Raw genomic sequence first — 20,409 nt, 5'->3', positions numbered from 1 at the left:
CTACTCAAGCAGATAGGCTGATTCTGCCACAGCTACACTTTCTTTGGTTAAGACTGGACGTGTTGATAGAAAATCCTTTTAACGTTTTCTGCACAGATGATATAAAGTCCAACAATTGCTGCCAGCACCAAAAGGAATTCAATGGGTAAAGGTTGGAACCCTAATAAACCTGCAACTGGAGTATAAGGAATCAGGAGGGTGACAATAGCGATCGCGATCGTTGCCGTCAATAAGTACTTTCCTGGCTTGCTCGTGAGAATAGATTGCCTTGTCCGAATTACCAGCACAATCATAGATGCAGAAATCACTGATTCCATAAACCAACCGGTTCTAAATTGCGCTGAGTTGGCGTGCAGCAGCAATAGGAGTGCCGCAAAGGTGAGGTAATCAAAGACTGAACTCAGCAGCCCAAACACCACCATAAAGTTACGGATAAATGTGATGTTCATCCGCCGGGGTTTGTTGACCATTTCCCGGTCTACGCGATCGGTTGCGATCGTCATTTCTGGGAAATCGGTCAACAGGTTTGTGAGCAAAATTTGGCTGGGTAGCAAGGGTAAGAAGGGTAGAACCAGAGAAATACCTGCCATGCTAAACATATTGCCGAAATTAGCACTTGTTGCCATAAACACGTATTTGAGCGTATTGGCAAACGTTACCCGTCCTTCTTTCACGCCTTCGACCAAAACATTTAGGTCTTTTTGCATCAACACGATGTCTGCGGCTTCTTTGGCTACGTCAACCGCACTCTCAACAGAAATACCCACATCGGCAGCATGAAGCGCTGAGGCATCGTTAATGCCATCGCCAAGATAACCAACTACATTTCCGGTTTTTTTCAGCGCAATGATGATCCGCTCTTTTTGATTTGGCTCAACCTCAGCAAAGACATTTATTTTGCCAACACGATGCATTAGGGCTTCATCAGAAAGCTCTTGCAATTCGCCACCAGTTAAAACCTTTGGTTTTGGTAATCCCACTTGTTCAATGATACTGATGGCAACCGCTCGACTATCGCCCGTGATCATTTTTGTGGTAACTCCAAGTAGTCCCAAATCTTTGAGCGTATCAGCAATATCTGCTTTTGGTGGATCGAAAAGAGCAAGATAACCCAAAAACGTCATGTTTGTTTCATCGTCTTTGGTGAAGGAATTGCGATCGTAGTTGCGGTAAGCCACCCCTAAGACCCGAAACCCTTCACTACCAAGTTCCTCTGCCCGTTGTTGAATCTTGTCCTGCTGTATAGCAATATCAATTGTCTTTCCGTCACCAGTTTCGACGGTTGAGCAAACATCAAGAATTGCCTTTAGCGCACCTTTGCTGACAATCAGATTCTTATTATCTTTCTTCAACAGAATGCTGAGGCGTTTACGGTTGAAATCATAAGGTACTTCATCTAGTTTCTGATAAGCAGAAATGTCAAATTGCTTGTGCTGACGAATTGCGGCATCGATAGGATTTACATAACCTGATTCAGATGCAGCATTCAAATAGGCGTAAAGCAAAACGCGATCGCTCTCTTTCCCCTCCACATCAACCGCAGCGTGAATTTTCACTTCCCCTTCCGTCAGCGTGCCCGTTTTATCTGTACAAAACACGTTCATGCTGCCAAAATTTTCAATTGCGGACAGTCGTTTCACGATTACCTGCTTTTTCGCCATTTGTTTAGCACCGCGAGCCAAGTTAACGCTAACGATCGCGGGCAACAATTGAGGAGTCAGACCGACTGCAAGCGCTAGGGAGAATAGAAAAGATTGTAGAACAGGGCGTTGCAAGTAGACGTTGGCGACAAAAATTAGAACAACCAAAATCAACGTCACTTCCATGAGAAAATAGCCAAACTTGCCCAGTCCCCTTTCAAATTCGGTTTCCGGCGGCCTGAGTTTCAGGCGTTCTGATACCTTGCCAAATTCAGTCTGCTTTCCAGTCTGCACCACAACCGCTTTCGCTGTACCACTGATTGCGTTAGTGCCCATATAAAGGGTGTTTGTTCGCTGGCTGAGTCCGACTTCATTCGGCAATACGCCACTTAGTTTGTCAGCAGGATAGGTTTCTCCCGTCAGTGCTGCTTCATTCACTGACAGATCCTTCGACTCTAAAATCAGGCAGTCACCAGGGATACTATCACCAGCAGCAAGCAACACAATGTCACCTGGAACCACCTCCTCATTAGAGATTTCTTGAGATTGACCATCTCTCAAAACTGTGGCTTTTACTTGCACTAAAGCCAGTAGCTTCGTTACGGCATCTCTAGCTCCTCGCTCTTGCCAAAATCCTAATAGCCCACTAATTAGTACGATCGTCAGAATAATAATAGTATCAATGACATCTCCAAGAAAACTGGAGAGAATAGCAGCTGCCATTAAAATCAAAATAATCGGACTCTTAAACTGGTTCAGCAACAGGAGTAGTGTGGATGACTGTCGCTTTTGCTTCAGACTGTTTGCACCATATTGAGTGAGCCGTTGCTGCGCCTCTTGGCGACTCAAACCCTGGGGACTACTCTTAAGTTGATCTAATACCTGTTCGGCAGGCAGACTCCAAAATGAGGGGATGACTTGAGGCATAGATGTCAGTATCCAATTTTTTTAAATCCTAAATAGATAACCTTGCTTCTCTAATAAGTAAGTTGGTAGAAATAAACCAAATTATGTTACGAAACGTAAATAGTCCTAAAGTCCTTATTAATGACCAATGACAGCCCTTGCAAGTTAGCTTTAATTGCGCCAACCTGCTTACTACCGTTTGATTTACTGCGTGAATTAATTGATTACGATATAAATTGTAATCAAAAGCCCGAAAATGCAACAAAAGTCTTTACGAAAGTTTTAACCTCAAAAAATTGGCTATTCCTCTCACTAATTTGGTCAACGTAATTTTCCTAAGCAATTATCCCATAAAATCTCATTATTTTGATATAATACGCTCTTTAAAATTCATTGCTCTACAAAAAAAAGTACTTCATTTCTGAAATTTTTCTTAATTTTTATATTGTAATCAAACAAATAACCCGATAAATCAAACAACACTATGTCATGGTGTAGAAAATAAACCTCTTAACAAAGTATTGTTTGCCCTATTGTAGAAAAAGATTAATGCTTCATCTACACAACTGAGTAATTTTTTACCTTCATAAAATCTGGAATATTGACTATGCCATAAAAAGCTGTTTTAGAAAAAAAGCTTAAGCTCAATCGAGACACGTACTCAATCTCTAAAAGAGAAGCAATTGAGGATGATAAATTGTCCAAGCTGCTCTTTTTTGGTTCAAGCTGTCAATAATTTAACCGTTTCATATAGACCTAATTTAATTTCAGGAGTTTGTTAATGAGTATTATCACGAAGATGATTGTGAATGCAGATGCCGAGGTTCGCTATCTCAGTCCTGGAGAACTGGATCAGATCAAGAACTTTATTAGCAGTGGTGAGCGCCGTCTACGCCTTGTGCAAGCTTTAACTCTAAGCCGCGATCGCATTATTAAAGAAGCTGGAAACGAACTGTTCCAGAAGCGTCCAAGCCTTGTTTCTCCAGGTGGCAATGCTTACGGCAAAGAGATGACTGCTACTTGTCTGCGGGATATGGATTACTACCTGCGCTTGATCACTTACAGTGTTGCTGCTGGAGATACAACGCCAATTGAGGAGATCGGAGTCGTTGGTGTTCGCCAAATGTACAAATCCCTCGGTACTCCAATTGATGGCGTTGCTGAAAGTGTCCGTGCTATGAAGAACATCACTACCTCAATGTTGTCTGGGGAAGATGCAACTGTTGTTAACACTTACTTTGACTACCTAATTAGTGCCCTCCAGTAGAACGCAGAAATCACTTAGAGAGCGATCGCTATCACCAAAGCTGAATTGCCTGTTTTGCGTGCAACAGTCATCATCTGCGATTGCGATCGCTCAACGGATTTTGGGTCAAGTCCCGAATGGCACGCTTGAAAAGCTGAAACCTCGTCAGGGCAGGGTGTGGGAGGTGTGGGAGGACAGGGAAGGGTGGGGGGTGTGGGAGGCAATGCAGCGTTCATTGATGTGCAGTTATTCAATTTCTCCTCTTTCTCCCCACACCTCCCACACTTCCCACCCTTCCCCCTCTCCCCACACTCCCCACACTCAAAAAGCAAGTTATATCAGGGCTTTGCGATTAACTTAGTGCCATTCGGTCAAGTCCCTAGAAATAAAGAACTAAGTCGTGAAAAGCAGTTATTTGCGGCATGTTTTAGTATTGCCATTTTAAAAAACTATCAAATAACTCATTTAATTGGGTTATGTAGATTTTAAAAATGAATATTTTTTGATGATTACATTCCCCTGAATGCTAACGAGAAAACTAAGCAGAAAAATGTTAATAAGACATTTGTAACTCGATTAATCAATTAAATATTTATTCTGGAGAATGACCATGTTAGATATAGATGAAATGGGCAAACAAGAGATACATGAACTCTTGCATAAAGTAGGATATGGGCACTTAGGTTGTGCTATTGAAGGACATCCTTATGTTGTACCTATGCGCTATTATTTTGAAGAGCCAAATATCTACATCTTTACTACGGTTGGGATGAAGACCAAGTATATGGATGCGAATCCTGAAGTCTGTTTGCAAGTTGAAGATGTCCACAATCTCAAGCATTGGCGCAGCGTTACTGTGACAGGTATTGCCGAACACATCACTCTTGGGCAAGACATTGATCGCGTGATGCAATTTGTCAAAACCAACAATCCAACGCTTTCGCCCGCGATTAATCGAACCTGGATTGATGCGTGGGGTCGTGCAGAGGTGATGGCGCTCTACTGTATCCATCCTACTGAGATGACCGGGCGAACCACAGATGGAGTTAGCAGTCGGTAACTTTTGCACCGTGTATGTTACTTCACGACTTCCTCAAATTTGGCATTTAACATCAAGTGGATTGATCTGTTTTTTATATCTCATAGGAAAAAGCAGAATTATGGTTTCGACCGTCGATCTGAATACCGTGGCTGGCTTATCTGAGCTTGAAGCGATCGCTCTGCTCAAACAGGATGGCTACAATGAACTTTCCTCGGCTCGCTCTCGCAGTATTTTATCCTTCGCTTGGGAAACCGTTCAAGATCCGATCTTTCTCTTGCTGGTCGGCGGTGGGATCATTTATTGGATTTTAGGCGACCTACAAGAAGCCCTGATTTTGCTGGGTTTCGTCTTTTTCATCACAGGAATCAGCCTTTACCAGGAAGGAAAAACCGAACACGCCCTAGAAGCCTTGCGTGATCTCTCCAGTCCTCGCGCCTTGGTAATTCGGGATGGACAGCAAAAAAGGATTGCGGGGCGAGAAGTCGTTCGGGGAGATATCTTAGTGCTAGCAGAAGGCGATCGCGTGCCTGCTGATGCAATCATACTCTCCTGTACAAATCTCTCAACTGATGAATCGTTATTAACCGGGGAATCACTACCTGTTCGCAAAGTTGCCGCCGCCGGTACTGTGGAGATGGCGCGTCCGGGGGGAGATGAGTTGCCCTTTGTATATTCTGGAACCTTGGTAGTTCAGGGACAGGGAATTGCTCAAGTCCAAGCAGTGGGCGCTCAAACAGAGATGGGTAAGATTGGCAACGCTTTGCAAAAAGTGAAGCCGGAACCGACTCCGCTACAACAAGAAATGACTCGGTTGGTAAGCCGTTTATTTGGCATCGCTTTATTGTTGTGTGTGGCGATTGTTGTCATTTATGGACTGACGCGAGGAGATTGGCTCAAAGGATTTCTCGCAGGTATTACCCTAGCGATGGCAATTTTGCCAAACGAATTTCCGGTTGTCGTGACGATTTTCTTAGCATTGGGAGCATGGCGAATTTCTCAGAAACACGTCTTAGCTCGTCGCGCCTCCGCCGTTGAAACCTTGGGTTCCGCAACCGTTCTGTGTGTGGATAAAACCGGAACACTGACCCTGAATCAGATGGCAGTACAACAGCTATTTGCATACAACCATGCAGAAAACTCTCACCCATATAATTTAGAATTACATTCACGAGAGTCGCTCCCCGAAACAGTTCATAAATTAGTCGAGTTTTGCATTCTGGCGAGCCAAAGAGATCCTTTTGATCCAATGGAGAAAGCGTTTAAGGAATTGGGCGATCGCTATCTCGCACATACGGAACATCTGCATGACGATTGGATACTGTTACGAGAATATCCCCTCTCACCCCATCTATTGGCAATGTCTCACGTTTGGCAGTCCGCCGATGGTAAGCAGTATGAAATTGCAGCGAAAGGAGCGCCGGAAGCGATCGCGGATCTCTGTCATTTCACGCCCCAACAGCAGAAAATTCTGGCAGCCCAAATCAGTGAAATGGCCAATCAAGGCTTGCGTGTGTTAGGCGTTGCCAAAGCGTCTCTTTTTGATGCGCCACCGCCATTTTTGCCACCTCATCCGTCCCTCAATCCCGATCATTTACCCGATGAGCAACATGACTTTCCTTTTCAATTTCTCGGATTGGTAGGACTGTCTGATCCAGTGCGTCCAAATGTTGCGGCGGCAATTCAAGAATGTTATACCGCAGGTATTCGAGTAGTCATGATTACAGGTGATTATCCCGGAACGGCTCAAACTATTGCCCGTCAGATTGGATTGATGCAAATGGGAGCCATTCTGACGGGAGCGGAATTGGATCTGATGAGTGAAGTTGAACTCGAACAACGTATTCAAAGTACGAATATCTTTGCACGAGCCGTTCCCGAACAAAAATTGCGGTTAGTTAATGCTTTGAAAGCCAAGGGTGAAGTCGTCGCCATGACTGGGGACGGCGTGAATGATGCTCCGGCTCTCAAATCTGCCCAAATCGGGATTGCGATGGGACAGCGAGGCACAGATGTTGCCCGTGAGTCGGCGGCGTTAGTGTTATTGGATGATGATTTTTCGTCCATTGTGCAAGCGGTGAAACTGGGACGGCGAATTTTTGATAATCTCCGCAAAGCAATGGCATATTTGCTAGCGATTCACATTCCGATCGCTGGCATGTCTTTGATTCCGGTGTTGTTTAAGTTGCCATTAGTCTTGCTTCCCGTTCACGTTGCCTTTCTCCATTTGATTATTGATCCAGCTTGCTCCATCGTTTTAGAAGCCGAACCCGCAGAAGCAACGGTGATGCAGCGTCCTCCCCGCAACCCCAAAGAACCCTTATTTGGCAGGAAAACTTTGGGTTTGGCAGTGCTACAAGGGGTGGGAATTTTGGTAATTGTTCTCGCCATCTTTGTGGTGGCGTTATATCGCAAACAAGGCGAACTTGATGCCCGTGCTTTAACGTTTACAGCGTTGATTTTGGCAAATTTATTCCTAATTTTGAGCGAAAGTTCTTCATCACGCCTCAGTCTAAAAATCCTGAAATCTCCCAATAAGGCTCTGTGGTGGGTGGTTGGTGGGGGACTGGTCTTTCTGGCGTTCGTGCTGTATGTTCCGTTCTTGCGTCAATTGTTTAGCTTTTCTTTTTTACATCCCATCGATCTAGCAATTTGTTTAGGGGGTGGAGCGATCGCTCTGCTTTGGTTTGAACAGTTAAAGTTTCTCAATCGACCCCAACGAGTTGTTCAATCTAAATCAAGAAAACCTATGCAAGAAAATCTTTGAAGAAGAATTCAGAAGTCAGAATGGGCTACACCCCGATGCGCTAACAGGATTCAGAATTAATACTTTGGTGTTGATTATTCAGTGCGAGCTACTCAGATAGCGGTCTACAAATTCCTAAGTATCGATCGCCAGATCCCACCTATCTCGCCTCATGATAAGTCACTACAAGTTGAGTTTAAGGCTTTAGTCAAAGCGTTTAAGTGAGTTGCAACTTTCCGTTTAGCGCTGATTGACATTTTCATTGAAACCAATTTCTTATTCGATGGGGTTTGGATGCTCACTCTGCATTCAGGACAACGACGTGCTTTAAATTTTAGACATCTGGTGAAAATGCTTAATTGAACTGGGCTTCAACCTACATATCAAGTGAATTATTTTATGACAACCTCCAAAAATCATAGCCACTATTTTCAAGATATTAATCATCTTCACAGCACACTTGCACCAATTATGTTGTTACCTCTATTGCTGACAACCATTACAGGAACGGTTTATCAGATCGTTGATTTGGCAGGTAAAAAAGATCAGTTTCACTGGTTATTACATTGGCACAAGGGAGATTTTGGCGCACTTAATCTAGAAGTCATTTATCCCTTCCTGAATGCTCTCGGCTTGTTCATCTTACTTTTTACGGGAATTTCTATGTGGCTTCAGCTGCGGCATACTTCTCACAAGCAATTTACTGAGGCTCAAAGCAATGATTAGTCATGAACTTCAAGCAACACAGCCCGTCAAAACCCAAAATAGTGATTCGGCAGAGCCGACGCTGCGCGATCGCGTAGCAGTTTTGCTTGCAGGGTATGGTGAAGTGCAATCTTACCGCGCTCTGAGTGTTTACAATCAAGCTGCAACTAAGTACATTGCATCTCAGTTTGTGCCGATTCCAGAATGGCTATATCCTCTTGCTGGTTGGTTTCTTGCACTTCAAGATTTGTACAATTTTGGAGTCAAGCACGATCATTTCATATCACCCGAAAATGAAATTTTTGAAAAACAACATCTTGGTATCGAAAAACAGTTACAACACCAATGGGGAAATCGGGTGCAAGTCTTCAAAGGATTTTATTTCTGTAAGCCCTTTGTGCAAGAAGTTGTAGCAGATATCATTGAGCAAGGGTTTCAAAATTTGCTAATTTATCCAATGCTTGTGGTCGATTCTGCATTCACGGGCAAAATAGCTGTCGAGCAAGTCAATGAAGTTATTGCCGCAACTGCATCTGTAAATGAGCCTCAAAATTCGCCATTCAAAGCAATTCGATATATTCCAGCCTTTGCAACTGAACCTGCCTACATTAATTTGATGGCGCGTCGAATTAAGGAAACTCTGAATCAGCTATGCGCTGGTCGCTTTTTTGAGTCTCAGATTGGCATTGTATTAACGGTTCACGGTGGCCCAGAAAAAGCGCAAGGACTGTTAACTGGGGTGATTGATGGACAAGCCCTTTATGATGGCGTGGAAGCACAGTTGCAACATCAATATCCTCTAGTCTCCATCGGTTGGGTGAATCATGACACACCTTTCATCAATTGGTCACAACCCAATTTGAAACAAGCGGCCAAAAGCTTGATTACAGCAGGGGCACAAACCATTCTATTTAAACCCCTCGGCTGGGTGACAGATAATTATGAAACTATTCTTGATGTCGAAGATGCGATTCAATCTTTGCAGCGTCAGTATCCAACGGTGAGTTACACACGGCTTGATTGTGTCAATGACGATCCTGATTTTCTGAAAATAGCCACAGAATGGGCAAATCCTCACATTGAAGTAATGCTGTCAGTGCCACAACACCATGAGCATATTGAAACTAGAAGACTTGATTTCGACTGAACTTTATAATTTAATACGGTTCAGTTAGCGCCAAAAACTTTCTATGCAAATCTAATGAGTGCGATCGCACTCATTAGATTTGCAATAGCAGACATGGCATTGTTTATGGCGATCGCTTGGCTAGAAAAGAGCCGGACGATCGCACCGATCAACTAATTTCCTTACTTTAGCAAAGTCTTCGCGCCATTACCATTTGTCGTCTCTTTCTCTGTATTCGGTGTCATCACTGCTGCGATCGTCGTTGTTGGCGCAGTCTTTAGTGCAGTATTCCCCACGGATCGCTTACTACTCTTGCGTGGTTTACCCTCAGGTTCTCAGCAATCCACTGAGTCTGATTTCAAAGATGCTGAGTTTCATAGCGATGCTGACGAGGCTCTGAGTTAGACATGAATCTATCAACATGAAATATATACTTGATACACATGCCATAGTCAGGTTTTTAGAAAAGATATTATTTCTAAATAACCTCATTAAAACTAATACCATAATCATCTGAATCATCTTCACTACCTACAAAATATGCACGGATTGCAAGATGATCATTTTCGACAATATGTAAATGGTTTAGATAGTTCTTTGATCTAGGAAACACACGCCAACTAACTGGTCGATGTGATATAGAATCAACTCCACTTTCTGTCAAAGAGAATAAATTATCTCCAATTTCGATTACTGCACCAAACAAAGCAGATCTAACTGCTAAAACACGAGAGGAAATTTGTAACTGAAGAATCGTAGTTTTCTGAGTTTTTATATCTTGTAATACATTAATATTTTTTTCTATTACTTCACCATTTTTTAAAAGTGAGAATAGTTTTCTCCCTGCCATCCAAGAATAAATAATGGAAGCTTGGCTATAATTATCAATTTTTATAGTTTCAGGCGTTTGTCTTTTTAGTCTATTTAGATTGATATAGAAGCTCTTAGGTATATTATTAGGTTCTAGAGGTTTTTCTGGAAGTTCGGCAAAAACTAACACGTAAGATCCGTCTTTAGAGTTAGTAATCAGATTATTCCCAATCCATTCACAGTCATATGAATTAATTTCAATAGTCTTAATATCTTCACTTTCATTAATAGTTCTATCGCGTCGTGTAAAGGCAGTAATTATACCATTTTATCCTGCGGCAATAGCAATTCTGAAATTATCATTTGGAGATATTTTATACGCATATTTACCCCACAATTGAAATCGTGTATCTTGAGCAAGCCTCTTAGAATCAAAGTCAAGATTCACTCTATCAACACCATTTTCATCAGCAATGTAAAGGCAGTTACTGTATACATTAATGTCAGTTGACCAAGCCTTCAGTGGTAGAGTTTCTCCCAACTTATGCTCTGTAAGCTGTTCTTTTTGAATGTATATTTCCTGATACTCATCCCCGACTAAATTTAAACCGTTGCGGCAATCTTTCAAGAAATTATATAAAGGCCGCTTGTCTGAAATATTAGACAGTAAACCCTCCCAGTTATAGATTGATATTTGTGAATTTGCACTAACTAAAAATAGTATTCCAGAGTAGATAAATGAATCAATGAAGTCGCCTTCGATTTTTATAGAAATATATTTACGGCTCATACAGAAAACTTCCCTCCTTGAATTCTACGCTTATCTGTTTTATCAATTAATTTCTCTTCACGCCACAGATCAAGCACTACATCAGGGGGAATATCATCATCTTTAGGATGTACAGGATATCCATGCCACTCAGAATTAGGATCACACCGATACTTAGCTATATAAAGATCATTTTCTAAATCTTCCCCGATCTTTGATATTTTTGAGTCTTTTCTCATTACAGCCCAGAATATTCCATCCTTATACCAATTTTTAGTACTGGCTATACCGAATAACTGAACCTCATTCCATTCTGGAACTTTCCAAACACTGGTTTTTTCCGAAGGCTTAGATGCTCTATGTCTAGGATTTACTTTGTATGACGAGAATCTTGCAAGCATTTTTTCAAGTTAAAAATGAATTAGTTGAACATCTATAGTATTAGTATAATATCTAAAATATCCTTTAAATCGCTGTACTGGCAATATTTAAGGTAATGATATTGTGCGCCTTACTACCCCCCGCCATCGCAAAAATTTGACCACCCAAATACTCATGGCGGAGTTCGCTTTTACTTTCTGCTTCTAAATATTCGGCAACCGAGAAAACGGGAATCGGCGATCGCATAACTTTAAATCTGGTTCCTCGCTATCTCTGTTATTATACCTGCGATCAATTTTTGGCATTCTTTACAAAATCGACCGTTACGTTTTATATCGTATTCAATCAATTCATTCAGGAAATAGAACAACCATCCATCACACTAAAACCAATATGGAAAATGAAACAAAATTGACGCTAATTAAAGTCATTCATACGTTGATATGGGTATTCTTCAACTTTGTGATTTTCTATATGTTTTATGCCGCAATCGCAAATAAACTCGATCTCTGGCTCTGGATTGGTTATGGATTGGTATTTCTAGAAGGTATAACCCTGCTAACTTTTCAAAACGTCTGCCCATTAACTCTGATCGCCCGTAAATATTCAAATTCTACAAAAGACAATTTTTCTATTTATCTTCCCAATTGGCTAGCCAAATATACTAAATCGATCTATACAGCTATTTTCGCAATTATTCTTATCATCACAATCTATCAAATTCTGAATTAAAAATAATTGAGGCAATGATGACTAAACAGATTTCTCTCAATACACTATGGAATTCTGCGACATCTAAGGATCGTGTATTTGATTCAGACGAATTTGCTCACTTGCCAGAAGCAGCAAGACGATATCTCGAACACGCGATCGCTCCTGGAACCAAAATTGCATCTGCGGTTCGATTGCAGATGCACGGCGAAATCAAATTAAAAAGTTGGATTCCATTCAAAGCAGAGCAGGTGATTTGCTGGGAGCATGGACTGATTTGGAGTGCTACGGCATGGATGAACGGTTTGCCAATTGTGGGATCGGATCGGATTATAGACGGTGTAGGTGCAATGCAATGGAAACTTCTAGGATTGTTCCCTGTCATGACCGCGAATGGTTCCGATATTACGCGGTCTGCGGTTGGTCGTCTTCAGTCTGAGTCAGTGTGCTTGCCATCTGCGCTGTGTGGTGATGATGTTTCATGGACAACAACCGATTCATCGCATCTTCATTCTAGTTTTTTAGTACAAGGTGAGAGAGCCGAACTAGATTTCACCATCGATCAAACGGGTCGGCTGAAAACCTTCAAGCTACCGCGCTGGAATAACCTTGATGGTTCTGAGTTTCATTATATTGACTTCGGTGGAATTATGGAGGAAGAACGCACATTCTCTGGCTACACTATTCCGACTCGTCTGCGAATTGGATGGTACTTTGGCACTGAGCGGTTTGAGTCAGAGGGCGAATTTTTCCGAGCCACAATCGATGATGCAATCTATCGGTAGAACGATCAAGCATCAAAGAGTATTTTTTACCAATTCTGTATGAAGATGCGATAAACCATATTAACGATCGCACCTCATCTAGGGGTGATGCTGACATCGGGGAGAGTTGTGGCTCACATTACCGAAGGATTTGTCACCAACGCAGAGTTTAAAAGTCAAAATATGCCGCGAACACAGAGATTTTGGTTACTTACGGCGTTTCTTATCCCTGTTTGGCTGGGCGCGACGCTGGGCTATTGGGGGTTGCGCGGACAAACTGATCTACCCAAGTTAATTGTACTTGCATTTACAACAGGCACTTTGATGGTGGCGATCGTTGAAGAAATTCTACCGGAAGCCCATCAAACTCAAGATACAAACTTATCTACGTTGACGTTTATCGGGAGTTTTGCACTTTCAATGTTGTTCTCATCTTATCTTGAATAGCCAAGTAACTCTGTATAGAATCCACCTGATGAAAAAAGCATCTTTCTTAACACAACCCTTGTTTTTATTAGGAATATCTTTATTTATTTATATAATGGCACTTAGCTTGCCAGCACTAACTTTTCAGATAGTCGAACACAAGACAATACACACAGGTTCGATTTATATCATGAAGAGCGTTGAAGTTACGATTGGGGGAATACTTGGATTGTTATTTCTTCAAGCGCCGGCTATTGGCTGGTTGGCTAATCCACTTTATTGGTATTCCTGTAAATTTTTTGTCCAGAAGAAATACAAGTTCTCAATAGCTTCTGCTTTGACTTCAATTATTGTAGGCTTTACAGGGACAATATCAACATATTGGTTTGCGTTACCTAATGGTAGTAATCCTGATAGTCAGCTTCTATTAATCAAGTTACTTTCTGGTTTCTGGTTATGGCTTGCGGCTCCTGCCTTTGTGATGATTATTGCTAGTGGCTTTGCTTATTGGAAACATAGTCATCGCCTTGAAAGAAAAAGTGTGAAGCCTCGCTAGACTTCGTGAGAGCAATTATTAGCATGATCGAATTGGAACTTATCTCTAACTGAAAATACACCCACCGCAAAACCCGGATTTCTCACGAAGCTGGAGAAAAGAGGAGTTAAAAACTGCCAAAATATCTATTGCACATGAATTTCAGCAGTTTTAAGCATGACCCCTCAGAAAACAGATTGTATACCGGAACAGTTCAAATTTGAACAAGTAAAGTCATGTCCAGTCGTAGTTAATTTCAAGGCTGAGACTGTAACATCAGATGCAGGGTTAACTTTAATTGCGGAGCTAGACCGGAAAAGAGGAATTACATCGCGATTAGCAAGATGTTTCAAAGATTACCGAAATATGAATAGAGTTGATCATTCAGTAAAAAGTCTAATCGGGCAGAGAATATATGGTTTGATAATGGGTTATGAAGACTTAAATGACCACGAGGAACTACGTCACGACCCAATGTTTGCTCTGGCACTAGGAAAAATAGTTGGAAAGAAGAAAGAACTACCAGTTCTTGCAGGAAAAAGTACTTTGAATCGGATCGAACACTGTCCAGAAAATGTATCTTCAAGAGCTGATAGTCGATATCATCGAATTGAACATAATGCAGAGGCTATAGAAACACTATTGGTGGAAATATTTTTAGAATCATATTCTTCACCACCACGACAAATAACTATAGATTTAGATGTAACTGATGATCTGGTGCATGGTCATCAAGAAGAAGTATTATTTAACCCTTATTATCATGGGTACTGTTATGCTCCTCTGTGTTTTTACTTCAGTATTTTTCGTTTTATTTGTCTTTTATTTATCTTTAAAGACTCGGATAATACGTGATTATCTTCGGTTTCTGAATTGAATCCACTGATGTATAAAATATATTTTCCTAAATTTTACTCATCTCAATGATTTTTTCGTACTTGTGAGAAATCCGGGAAAAAACCTGCAATTCTCCTAAATTGCCGCTACGCGAACAAGAGGTAACTGATGCCAACTACAACAGATTTTAAAGACTACTATGCCATTTTGGGAGTAAGCAAAACTGCAACCCCAGAAAAAATCAAACGGGTTTACCGCAAGCTTGCCCGCAAATATCATCCTGACCTGAATCCTGGAGACAAAGACGCAGAAACAAAGTTCAAAGAACTGAATGAAGCGAATGAAGTACTTTCCGATCCAGAGAAGCGGCAGAAGTACGATCGCTTTGGTCAGCACTGGAATCACCCTGGTTACACTGAAGCGCCGCCACCCAGTTCCACTAATATTGGTACGACCGACTTCGATCAGTACGGCGATTTTGATTCGTTTATCAACGATCTGCTGGGTCGAACAAGACGTAAAACCTCCTCTGGTGGCTTTGATGATTTTAATGGTGGATTTCGTTCTCAAGCTCCTGCATCGGACACTGAAGCTGCGTAGGCGTAGCCCGCCGCAGGCATCGCCCTTACATTTTCCGAAGCATTTCACGGTGTCCAGAAGCGTTTGCAACTCGACGAGGAAACGATCAACGTCCGTATTCCCGCAGGTGCAAAACCAGGCAGTCGAATTCGGCTCAAGGGTAAAGGTCGTCCTAGTCCGTTCTCTCAACAGCGCGGCGATTTGTATTTAACTATTGAAGTGTTAACCCATCCCTTCTATCGATTTGAGGGCGATAACCTCCTTTGTGACATTCCCATTCGCCCTGATGAAGCGGTTTTAGGGGCAGAAATCAGCGTACCAACCCCCGATGGTAGCGTGACAATGAAAGTTCCCAAAGGGGTGCGATCGGGGCAATCGCTGAGACTGCGCGGCAAAGGCTGGACATTGCCAAAAGGGGGACGAGGTGACTTATTTGCCAAACTTCAGATTGTCACGCCGCAAGACCTGAGTGCAATCGAGCAAGAATACTACGAAAAAATCCAGGCAAACACTAGCTTTAACCCACGTATCCAGTTAGAGGAGATAAAATTATGACCTTCAGCCTTTCTAAAACCGTGGTTTCCCTCGAAGGTGAGCAACTCTACAGCTTTGAATATGCTGCATTAATCACTAAGACTTCGATTACGCTGGTGAAGTTTTACGTTGAGTTAGGCGTAATCGAACCCATCGGTGATTTACTGCATTCCCGCGAGATTGCGCGAATTGCTCAGATTCAACGCTTGCGTAGAGATTTGGGGCTAAACTTAGTCGGAGCGGCAATGGTGCTAGATATGACGACTGAAATTGCCCAATTACGGGCACAGTTAAAAGTGTATCAGTCTCATTCATCGAACTTGTTATGAGCTATCTGGGGTAAGGCCATTCACCTGATAAAGGTACTTATGAATCACTTCAGATAACTAATAAAAAGTAGAAAATAATGAATCCACAGTCCACATTTTGGAGCTTGTCTACGGATCAGGTGCTTCAGCAGATGCACTCCACAACCGCAGGGTTAAGCCGTCAAGACGCCAAACAACGCCTAAGAGCATGTTTGAAAAGTTTTCTTCTCGGTAGTGAAAAGTTCTAGATCCCTCTAAATCCCCCTTAAAAAGACGTGTGTTCGACAAGTCTTATTTGACCTCTCCCCCAGCCCCTCTCCGACGCGTACAGGGGAGCAAAAAGCGGAATTTTTCTTGCTCCTCCCTTTCCGTTTCGGAGAGGGAGGCTGGGAGGGAGAGGTTCATCGAACTCACGTTAAAAAGGGGAACTTTGATTCCGATTCCCCCCTTTTTAAGGGGGGTTAGGCAGGGTGGATTAATTGTGCGGAGAGAAAATTTGTAATCCCCGTAACCTCGTCAGCCTGCTAACAGGGGAACTGGATTTATGAACGCAAGAATGAGGGTTTTAATTTTTCTCTCTAGACAATTAATCCACCCTGCTTTTTAAGGGGGGTTAGGGGGGATCAATAAGTACCTAAAATCACAGCCAGCCACTTTTCAAACAACCTCTAAGCGAGTTCGGCGCAAACAGCCTCAAACAAAAACACAAATCGAGCGCATGGATGCTGTTGCTCAATCAGTTCAAGAGTCCGATTATCTTGATTCTGATTTTGGCGGCGGTGCTATCGATTTTTCTCAAAGATGCGGCAGATGCCATAATCATTTTGACGATCATCTTCATCAGTGGGCTATTAGGATTTTGGCAAGAGCAAGGAGCCTCGAATGCTGTCGAAAAATTATTCGCATTAGTGCAAGTTAAAGCAACTGTTTTAAGAGATGGTCAATCTCAAGAAATTCCCAATGAGGAAGTGGTCAGGGGTGACATTGTGTTGCTGAGTGCAGGTAAAAATATTCCGGGCGACTGTCTAGTTTTAGAGTCAAAAGACCTATCGGTGAATGAAGCAGCACTGACAGGAAAAACCTATCCAGTTGACAAGCTCAGTGGCGTATTGTGCCAGCTGAAACTGGACTGAGCCAACGTACCAATTCCCTCTATCTGGGAACTAATGTAATTAGTGGAACGGCGATCGCAGTAGTCGTTCATACTGGAAAACGTGAAGTTCAACGAGCGATGTCTACGACGGGCTATGCCTAGGCACCAATCATAAAATAGGGAGTAGATCGTTTACCACTCCCTACTCGCTCTATGCTTCAATAACTACCCGCAAATTGCCCCGTTTTTTCGCAACACGGCAAGCAGTCGTAGTACCAGAACGCTCGAATTCTAAATCGAGAATGGTGGGGCCGACTCGCAAATTGTGAAATGACAGGCGATTAATCGATTCTGGCAAAGCAGGGTCGATTATTCGCAAGCAGTTATTCTGAGCATCAGGCACCAAGTTGACCATCATTTGCAGCAGTTGGAAGATACTACCAGTCGCCCAAGCTTGGGGAGTGCAAGCAACTGGATACTGCACAGGGGCATTATCACCATTCCGTTCGTAGCCGCAGAAGAGTTCTGGAGGACGTTCATAAGGCTGCTGACTGGTCATATCGAATAAACCTTGGAAAAGTTCTAAGGCTTGATCGATTAGACCCAGCGATCGTAATCCCATTGCGATCAGAGCGTTATCATGGGGCCAAACCGAACCAATGTGATAACCCATTGGATTGTAAGCGGGTGATAAACTACTCAGGGTACGAATGCCCCAACCATTAAACATATCTGGTGCCCGCAACCGTTCTGCTACACTGTAGGCTCTTTCGTGGGTGAAAAGACCCAAATGCAGACAATGACCAGGGTTTGAGGTAATACTGTCTACAGGTTTACCATCTCCATCTAAAGCCAAGGCGCAGAAATCCTGGTCTTCTACCCAAAAATCTCGATTAAAACGAAGCTTGAGACTTCTAGCCTCTTCTAGCCAACGATCTGCCAAATCAAGGCGCTTTTTCATCTTCGCTATTTCTGCTAGGCGCATTTTTGCAGCATAGACATAAGCTTGCACCTCACAAAGGGCAATTGGGCCGTTAGCTAATTCTCCCTTATGGTTGACAATGCAGTCGCCAGAGTCTTTCCAACCTTGGTTAGCAAGACCGCGTTTAGATTTACGGAAGTAGCTGAGGTAACTGGTTTGTTTGGTATTGCGATCGATCCAGTCCATTGCTGCTAAAGCATTTGGCCAAAGTAACTCTAGGAGTTCTTGGTCGTGAGTCCAAGCATAATGTTCGGCATACAGCATTAGCCACAGGGGAGTCGCATCAACTGTACCGTAGTATGGCGTGTGAGGAATTTCTTGACAACGAGCCATTTCTCCCAAACGTAACTCGTGCAAAATCTTACCCGGTTCTTCTTCGCGCCATTCGTCGTCGATTTTGCCTTGGTATTTCGCCAGTAATATTAGGGTTTCTTTGGCAATTTGTGAGTTTAACATCAGGGTTTGGGAAGCTGTAATCAGCGAATCCCGCCCAAATAGTGTAGAAAACCACGGTACTCCAGCCGAAACTGTCTTATGCTTTCCAAAAGACTGGCGCAACAAATACATATCTTGCTCGGCCCGCTCAATCACTCGATTGAAAGTGCTTTTATCTGAGCTAATGCGAGTAATTTGCTGTACCCAGTGTTGCTCCTCCATCAACTCAGCAGCTTTCGCCTGTCCTAAAGTAATGGCGGCGCTTACGGTTGAACTAGATTGGTTGTTTTTCAACATATTCACCCGATAACCCAGCTTTTGGGTTTCGTGAGAAGCCAACTCTAGCTGCCAAACCGCAGTGTAGCCTTTGAAAGAGTCTGGTTGACGATGCTGGAATAAAATCCGAGATTCCATCACCGAACCATCCAAACCTTGATAGGCGAGTGTTAAGGATTCTTCCCTAAAAGTTGATGGGTCTTTAGTTACTGGTGAAACGCCATCGACGATTCCTTCTCCAGTCGTGGGTTCTAGTAGACGTAAAAGCCTACCGCGTTTTTCTCTGTCATAACCCCGGACTTCAAATAAATCAGCAAAATCTGCATCGAAGCTGATACTTAGTTCAAAATTGACAGTTGTTGTGCTGTAGTTAGATACTTCTATTTCTTCAAATAGAGCGCCATTGAGTACTATTTCTCGCCGAATCCCGATAGTTTCGGCTCTTAGGCGTTCGTCAATTCTGGGGTTAGTACACAAAACCGAGAGTGAAAACCCTTTTCCGGCAGTACTACTGAGAAGTACAGGCGATCGCCCTTCAATTTGCAACTCTAAGCGATTGAGAAATCTCGTATCACAGCAAAACAGCCCCATGCTGGGATTACCCTCACTGAGGGAACAGCCAGAAATATTCCCGATAGTATCTGTCACGAAAAATAAATCATCATCTTTAACCGTCAGTGTCGGTTGTGGTCTTTCACTCACAACACAAGGCCACTCCGGGATAGGTAATTGTTCAGCAGGAATAAAAGTTTTTCCATCCAGGAAAATTTTTTCCGGGGTCATTAGCGTATCCGGTGTCATTAGCCAAAGTTCCGTGTACAGGTCGTAGATTGTTTGTGGTATTCAGAGTAGAGGTCTTTACCCCTCACAACTTGTAGAAAAAAGACTCTTTGTAAAACTTGTTTGAGCTATTCTAGCCAAAATTATTTTTACGTACCGTTGACAAAGTAGCAGTGTCCAAATCTATATAAGTATTGTATGAGTCTAAACTCAAGACTGAAAACTCAGAATTTTTAGATAAGTGCTTAGTTGTCAAACTTTCTCAAGATACAAGATATATAGTATACTCAGCAAAAATGCGAAGTTCCCAGTTCTACTGGGTAAAGCTAGCATTTATTGACTAAACTATTATACGATTTTGTTTTAAATATCTTTGGCGTTAGATTAGACAAATTTCCGATATTCAATTGATTGATTAATTTTAATCAATCATTGACTGAGTAAATTATGTGGTATGTAGCAGTAATGGTTTTTGGGTAAGAAAATTCTATTTAGTGAGTGTAAATATTATGACGGGCTACGCCAAGGCGTGGACTATCAATCAATGCTGAGTAAAGATTAGTGAATTTAACGGTTAAAACAATACAAAAATTATGTGGCTGGTACTTAGTAATGAAAGATTTTAGCTGTGCAAGCATATTTCAAAGTTAGTCAAGAATGTATATTGGGCGTAGTAGGTTGTCAATCAATAAATACAATTTGGTAACAAAATGTTGCGCCTGCTTTGGCGAAAAGTGCATTTTAGCGTTCTTTACATATTGCAACTCTCTATTTAACTTGA

The 20,409-nt window shown here is 42.3% G+C and carries 18 protein-coding genes and 2 pseudogenes; 13 read left to right on the top strand and 7 right to left on the bottom strand.

Going from position 1 to position 20,409, the window contains the following annotated elements; all coding sequences use genetic code 11:
* Nucleotides 1-47 precede the first annotated feature (47 nt).
* Nucleotides 48-2,567, bottom strand: a complete 2,520-nt coding sequence (gene mgtA, locus FD724_RS14495; RefSeq protein ID WP_179073101.1) for a magnesium-translocating P-type ATPase — start codon at nt 2,565-2,567, stop codon at nt 48-50.
* Nucleotides 2,568-3,327: 760 nt separating this feature from the next.
* Here mgtA and FD724_RS14490 point away from each other — a divergent pair.
* Nucleotides 3,328-3,813 (top strand): allophycocyanin, encoded by a 486-nt coding sequence (locus tag FD724_RS14490; protein ID WP_179073100.1) that lies wholly within the window; start codon nt 3,328-3,330, stop codon nt 3,811-3,813.
* 14 nt (nt 3,814-3,827) lie between these two features.
* On the opposite strand, the gene FD724_RS14485 is transcribed toward FD724_RS14490, so the two are convergent.
* A complete protein-coding gene (locus FD724_RS14485) occupies nt 3,828-4,028 on the bottom strand; it encodes a hypothetical protein (protein WP_179073099.1) in 201 nt (66 codons plus the stop codon).
* Between the two features lie 374 nt (nt 4,029-4,402).
* Between FD724_RS14485 and FD724_RS14480 the strand changes: the two genes are divergently transcribed.
* From FD724_RS14480 to FD724_RS14465, 4 genes are all read left to right on the top strand, one after another.
* Entirely contained in the window at nt 4,403-4,852 is a 450-nt protein-coding gene (locus FD724_RS14480; protein ID WP_179073098.1) for a pyridoxamine 5'-phosphate oxidase family protein, read from the top strand.
* Between the two features lie 100 nt (nt 4,853-4,952).
* Nucleotides 4,953-7,598, top strand: a complete 2,646-nt coding sequence (locus FD724_RS14475; RefSeq protein WP_179073097.1) for a cation-translocating P-type ATPase — start codon at nt 4,953-4,955, stop codon at nt 7,596-7,598.
* A 378-nt stretch (nt 7,599-7,976) separates the two neighbouring features.
* The gene (locus tag FD724_RS14470; protein ID WP_179073096.1) at nt 7,977-8,303 is read left to right on the top strand and encodes a hypothetical protein; all 327 of its coding nucleotides are present in this window, start codon (nt 7,977-7,979) and stop codon (nt 8,301-8,303) included.
* Nucleotides 8,296-9,429 carry a ferrochelatase gene (locus FD724_RS14465; protein ID WP_179073095.1) on the top strand — a complete coding sequence of 378 codons (1,134 nt, stop codon included), beginning with the start codon at nt 8,296-8,298 and terminating at the stop codon, nt 9,427-9,429. The genes FD724_RS14470 and FD724_RS14465 overlap by 8 nt, the downstream gene beginning before the upstream one ends.
* 457 nt (nt 9,430-9,886) lie before the next feature.
* Here the strand turns inward: FD724_RS14465 and FD724_RS14460 are convergent, their stop codons facing one another.
* The 4 genes and pseudogenes from FD724_RS14460 to FD724_RS14445 form a co-directional block, all read right to left on the bottom strand.
* Nucleotides 9,887-10,408 carry a hypothetical protein gene (locus tag FD724_RS14460; protein ID WP_179073094.1) on the bottom strand — a complete coding sequence of 174 codons (522 nt, stop codon included), beginning with the start codon at nt 10,406-10,408 and terminating at the stop codon, nt 9,887-9,889.
* A gap of 138 nt (nt 10,409-10,546) precedes the next feature.
* Nucleotides 10,547-11,008 (bottom strand): hypothetical protein, encoded by a 462-nt coding sequence (locus tag FD724_RS14455; protein ID WP_179073093.1) that lies wholly within the window; start codon nt 11,006-11,008, stop codon nt 10,547-10,549.
* Nucleotides 11,005-11,388: a hypothetical protein gene (locus FD724_RS14450; RefSeq protein WP_179073092.1), complete on the bottom strand. Its 384-nt coding sequence runs from the start codon at nt 11,386-11,388 to the stop codon at nt 11,005-11,007. The genes FD724_RS14455 and FD724_RS14450 overlap by 4 nt, the downstream gene beginning before the upstream one ends.
* 76 nt (nt 11,389-11,464) lie before the next feature.
* Nucleotides 11,465-11,614: pseudogene (locus FD724_RS14445) on the bottom strand (Uma2 family endonuclease); the annotation flags it as partial.
* Nucleotides 11,615-12,114: 500 nt separating this feature from the next.
* On the opposite strand from FD724_RS14445, the gene FD724_RS14440 reads away from it, so the two are divergent.
* The 8 genes and pseudogenes from FD724_RS14440 to FD724_RS40340 all read left to right on the top strand — a co-directional run bounded on the left by FD724_RS14440 (nt 12,115) and on the right by FD724_RS40340 (nt 17,317).
* On the top strand, nt 12,115-12,864 hold the full coding sequence (locus FD724_RS14440; RefSeq protein WP_256874562.1) for a DUF6544 family protein: 750 nt from the start codon (nt 12,115-12,117) through the stop codon (nt 12,862-12,864).
* An 87-nt stretch (nt 12,865-12,951) separates the two neighbouring features.
* A complete protein-coding gene (locus tag FD724_RS14435; protein WP_256874561.1) occupies nt 12,952-13,290 on the top strand; it encodes a hypothetical protein in 339 nt (112 codons plus the stop codon).
* Between the two features lie 28 nt (nt 13,291-13,318).
* Nucleotides 13,319-13,825 carry a hypothetical protein gene (locus FD724_RS14430; protein WP_179073091.1) on the top strand — a complete coding sequence of 169 codons (507 nt, stop codon included), beginning with the start codon at nt 13,319-13,321 and terminating at the stop codon, nt 13,823-13,825.
* Between the two features lie 156 nt (nt 13,826-13,981).
* The gene (locus tag FD724_RS14425; protein ID WP_256874558.1) at nt 13,982-14,659 is read left to right on the top strand and encodes a transposase; all 678 of its coding nucleotides are present in this window, start codon (nt 13,982-13,984) and stop codon (nt 14,657-14,659) included.
* Between the two features lie 150 nt (nt 14,660-14,809).
* Nucleotides 14,810-15,775 (top strand): annotated as a pseudogene (locus FD724_RS14420) (DnaJ C-terminal domain-containing protein).
* Nucleotides 15,772-16,083: a chaperone modulator CbpM gene (locus tag FD724_RS14415; protein WP_094352384.1), complete on the top strand. Its 312-nt coding sequence runs from the start codon at nt 15,772-15,774 to the stop codon at nt 16,081-16,083. The pseudogene FD724_RS14420 and the gene FD724_RS14415 overlap by 4 nt, the downstream one beginning before the upstream one ends.
* A gap of 701 nt (nt 16,084-16,784) precedes the next feature.
* Complete coding sequence (locus tag FD724_RS14410) at nt 16,785-17,195, top strand: hypothetical protein (protein WP_218651524.1); 411 nt, start codon at nt 16,785-16,787, stop codon at nt 17,193-17,195.
* Entirely contained in the window at nt 17,174-17,317 is a 144-nt protein-coding gene (locus FD724_RS40340) for a hypothetical protein (RefSeq protein WP_218651523.1), read from the top strand. Before FD724_RS14410 ends, FD724_RS40340 begins: the two co-directional genes overlap by 22 nt.
* Nucleotides 17,318-17,366: 49 nt before the next feature.
* On the opposite strand, the gene FD724_RS14405 is transcribed toward FD724_RS40340, so the two are convergent.
* Nucleotides 17,367-19,649, bottom strand: a complete 2,283-nt coding sequence (locus tag FD724_RS14405; RefSeq protein WP_179073090.1) for an amylo-alpha-1,6-glucosidase — start codon at nt 19,647-19,649, stop codon at nt 17,367-17,369.
* Nucleotides 19,650-20,409: the final 760 nt, after the last annotated feature.

The organism is Nostoc sp. C057, from assembly GCF_013393925.1.
GTDB lineage: Bacteria > Cyanobacteriota > Cyanobacteriia > Cyanobacteriales > Nostocaceae > Nostoc > Nostoc muscorum_A.
The sequence above is the reverse complement of the archived record's forward strand: the minus strand, read 5'-3'. Positions and strand labels throughout refer to the sequence as shown.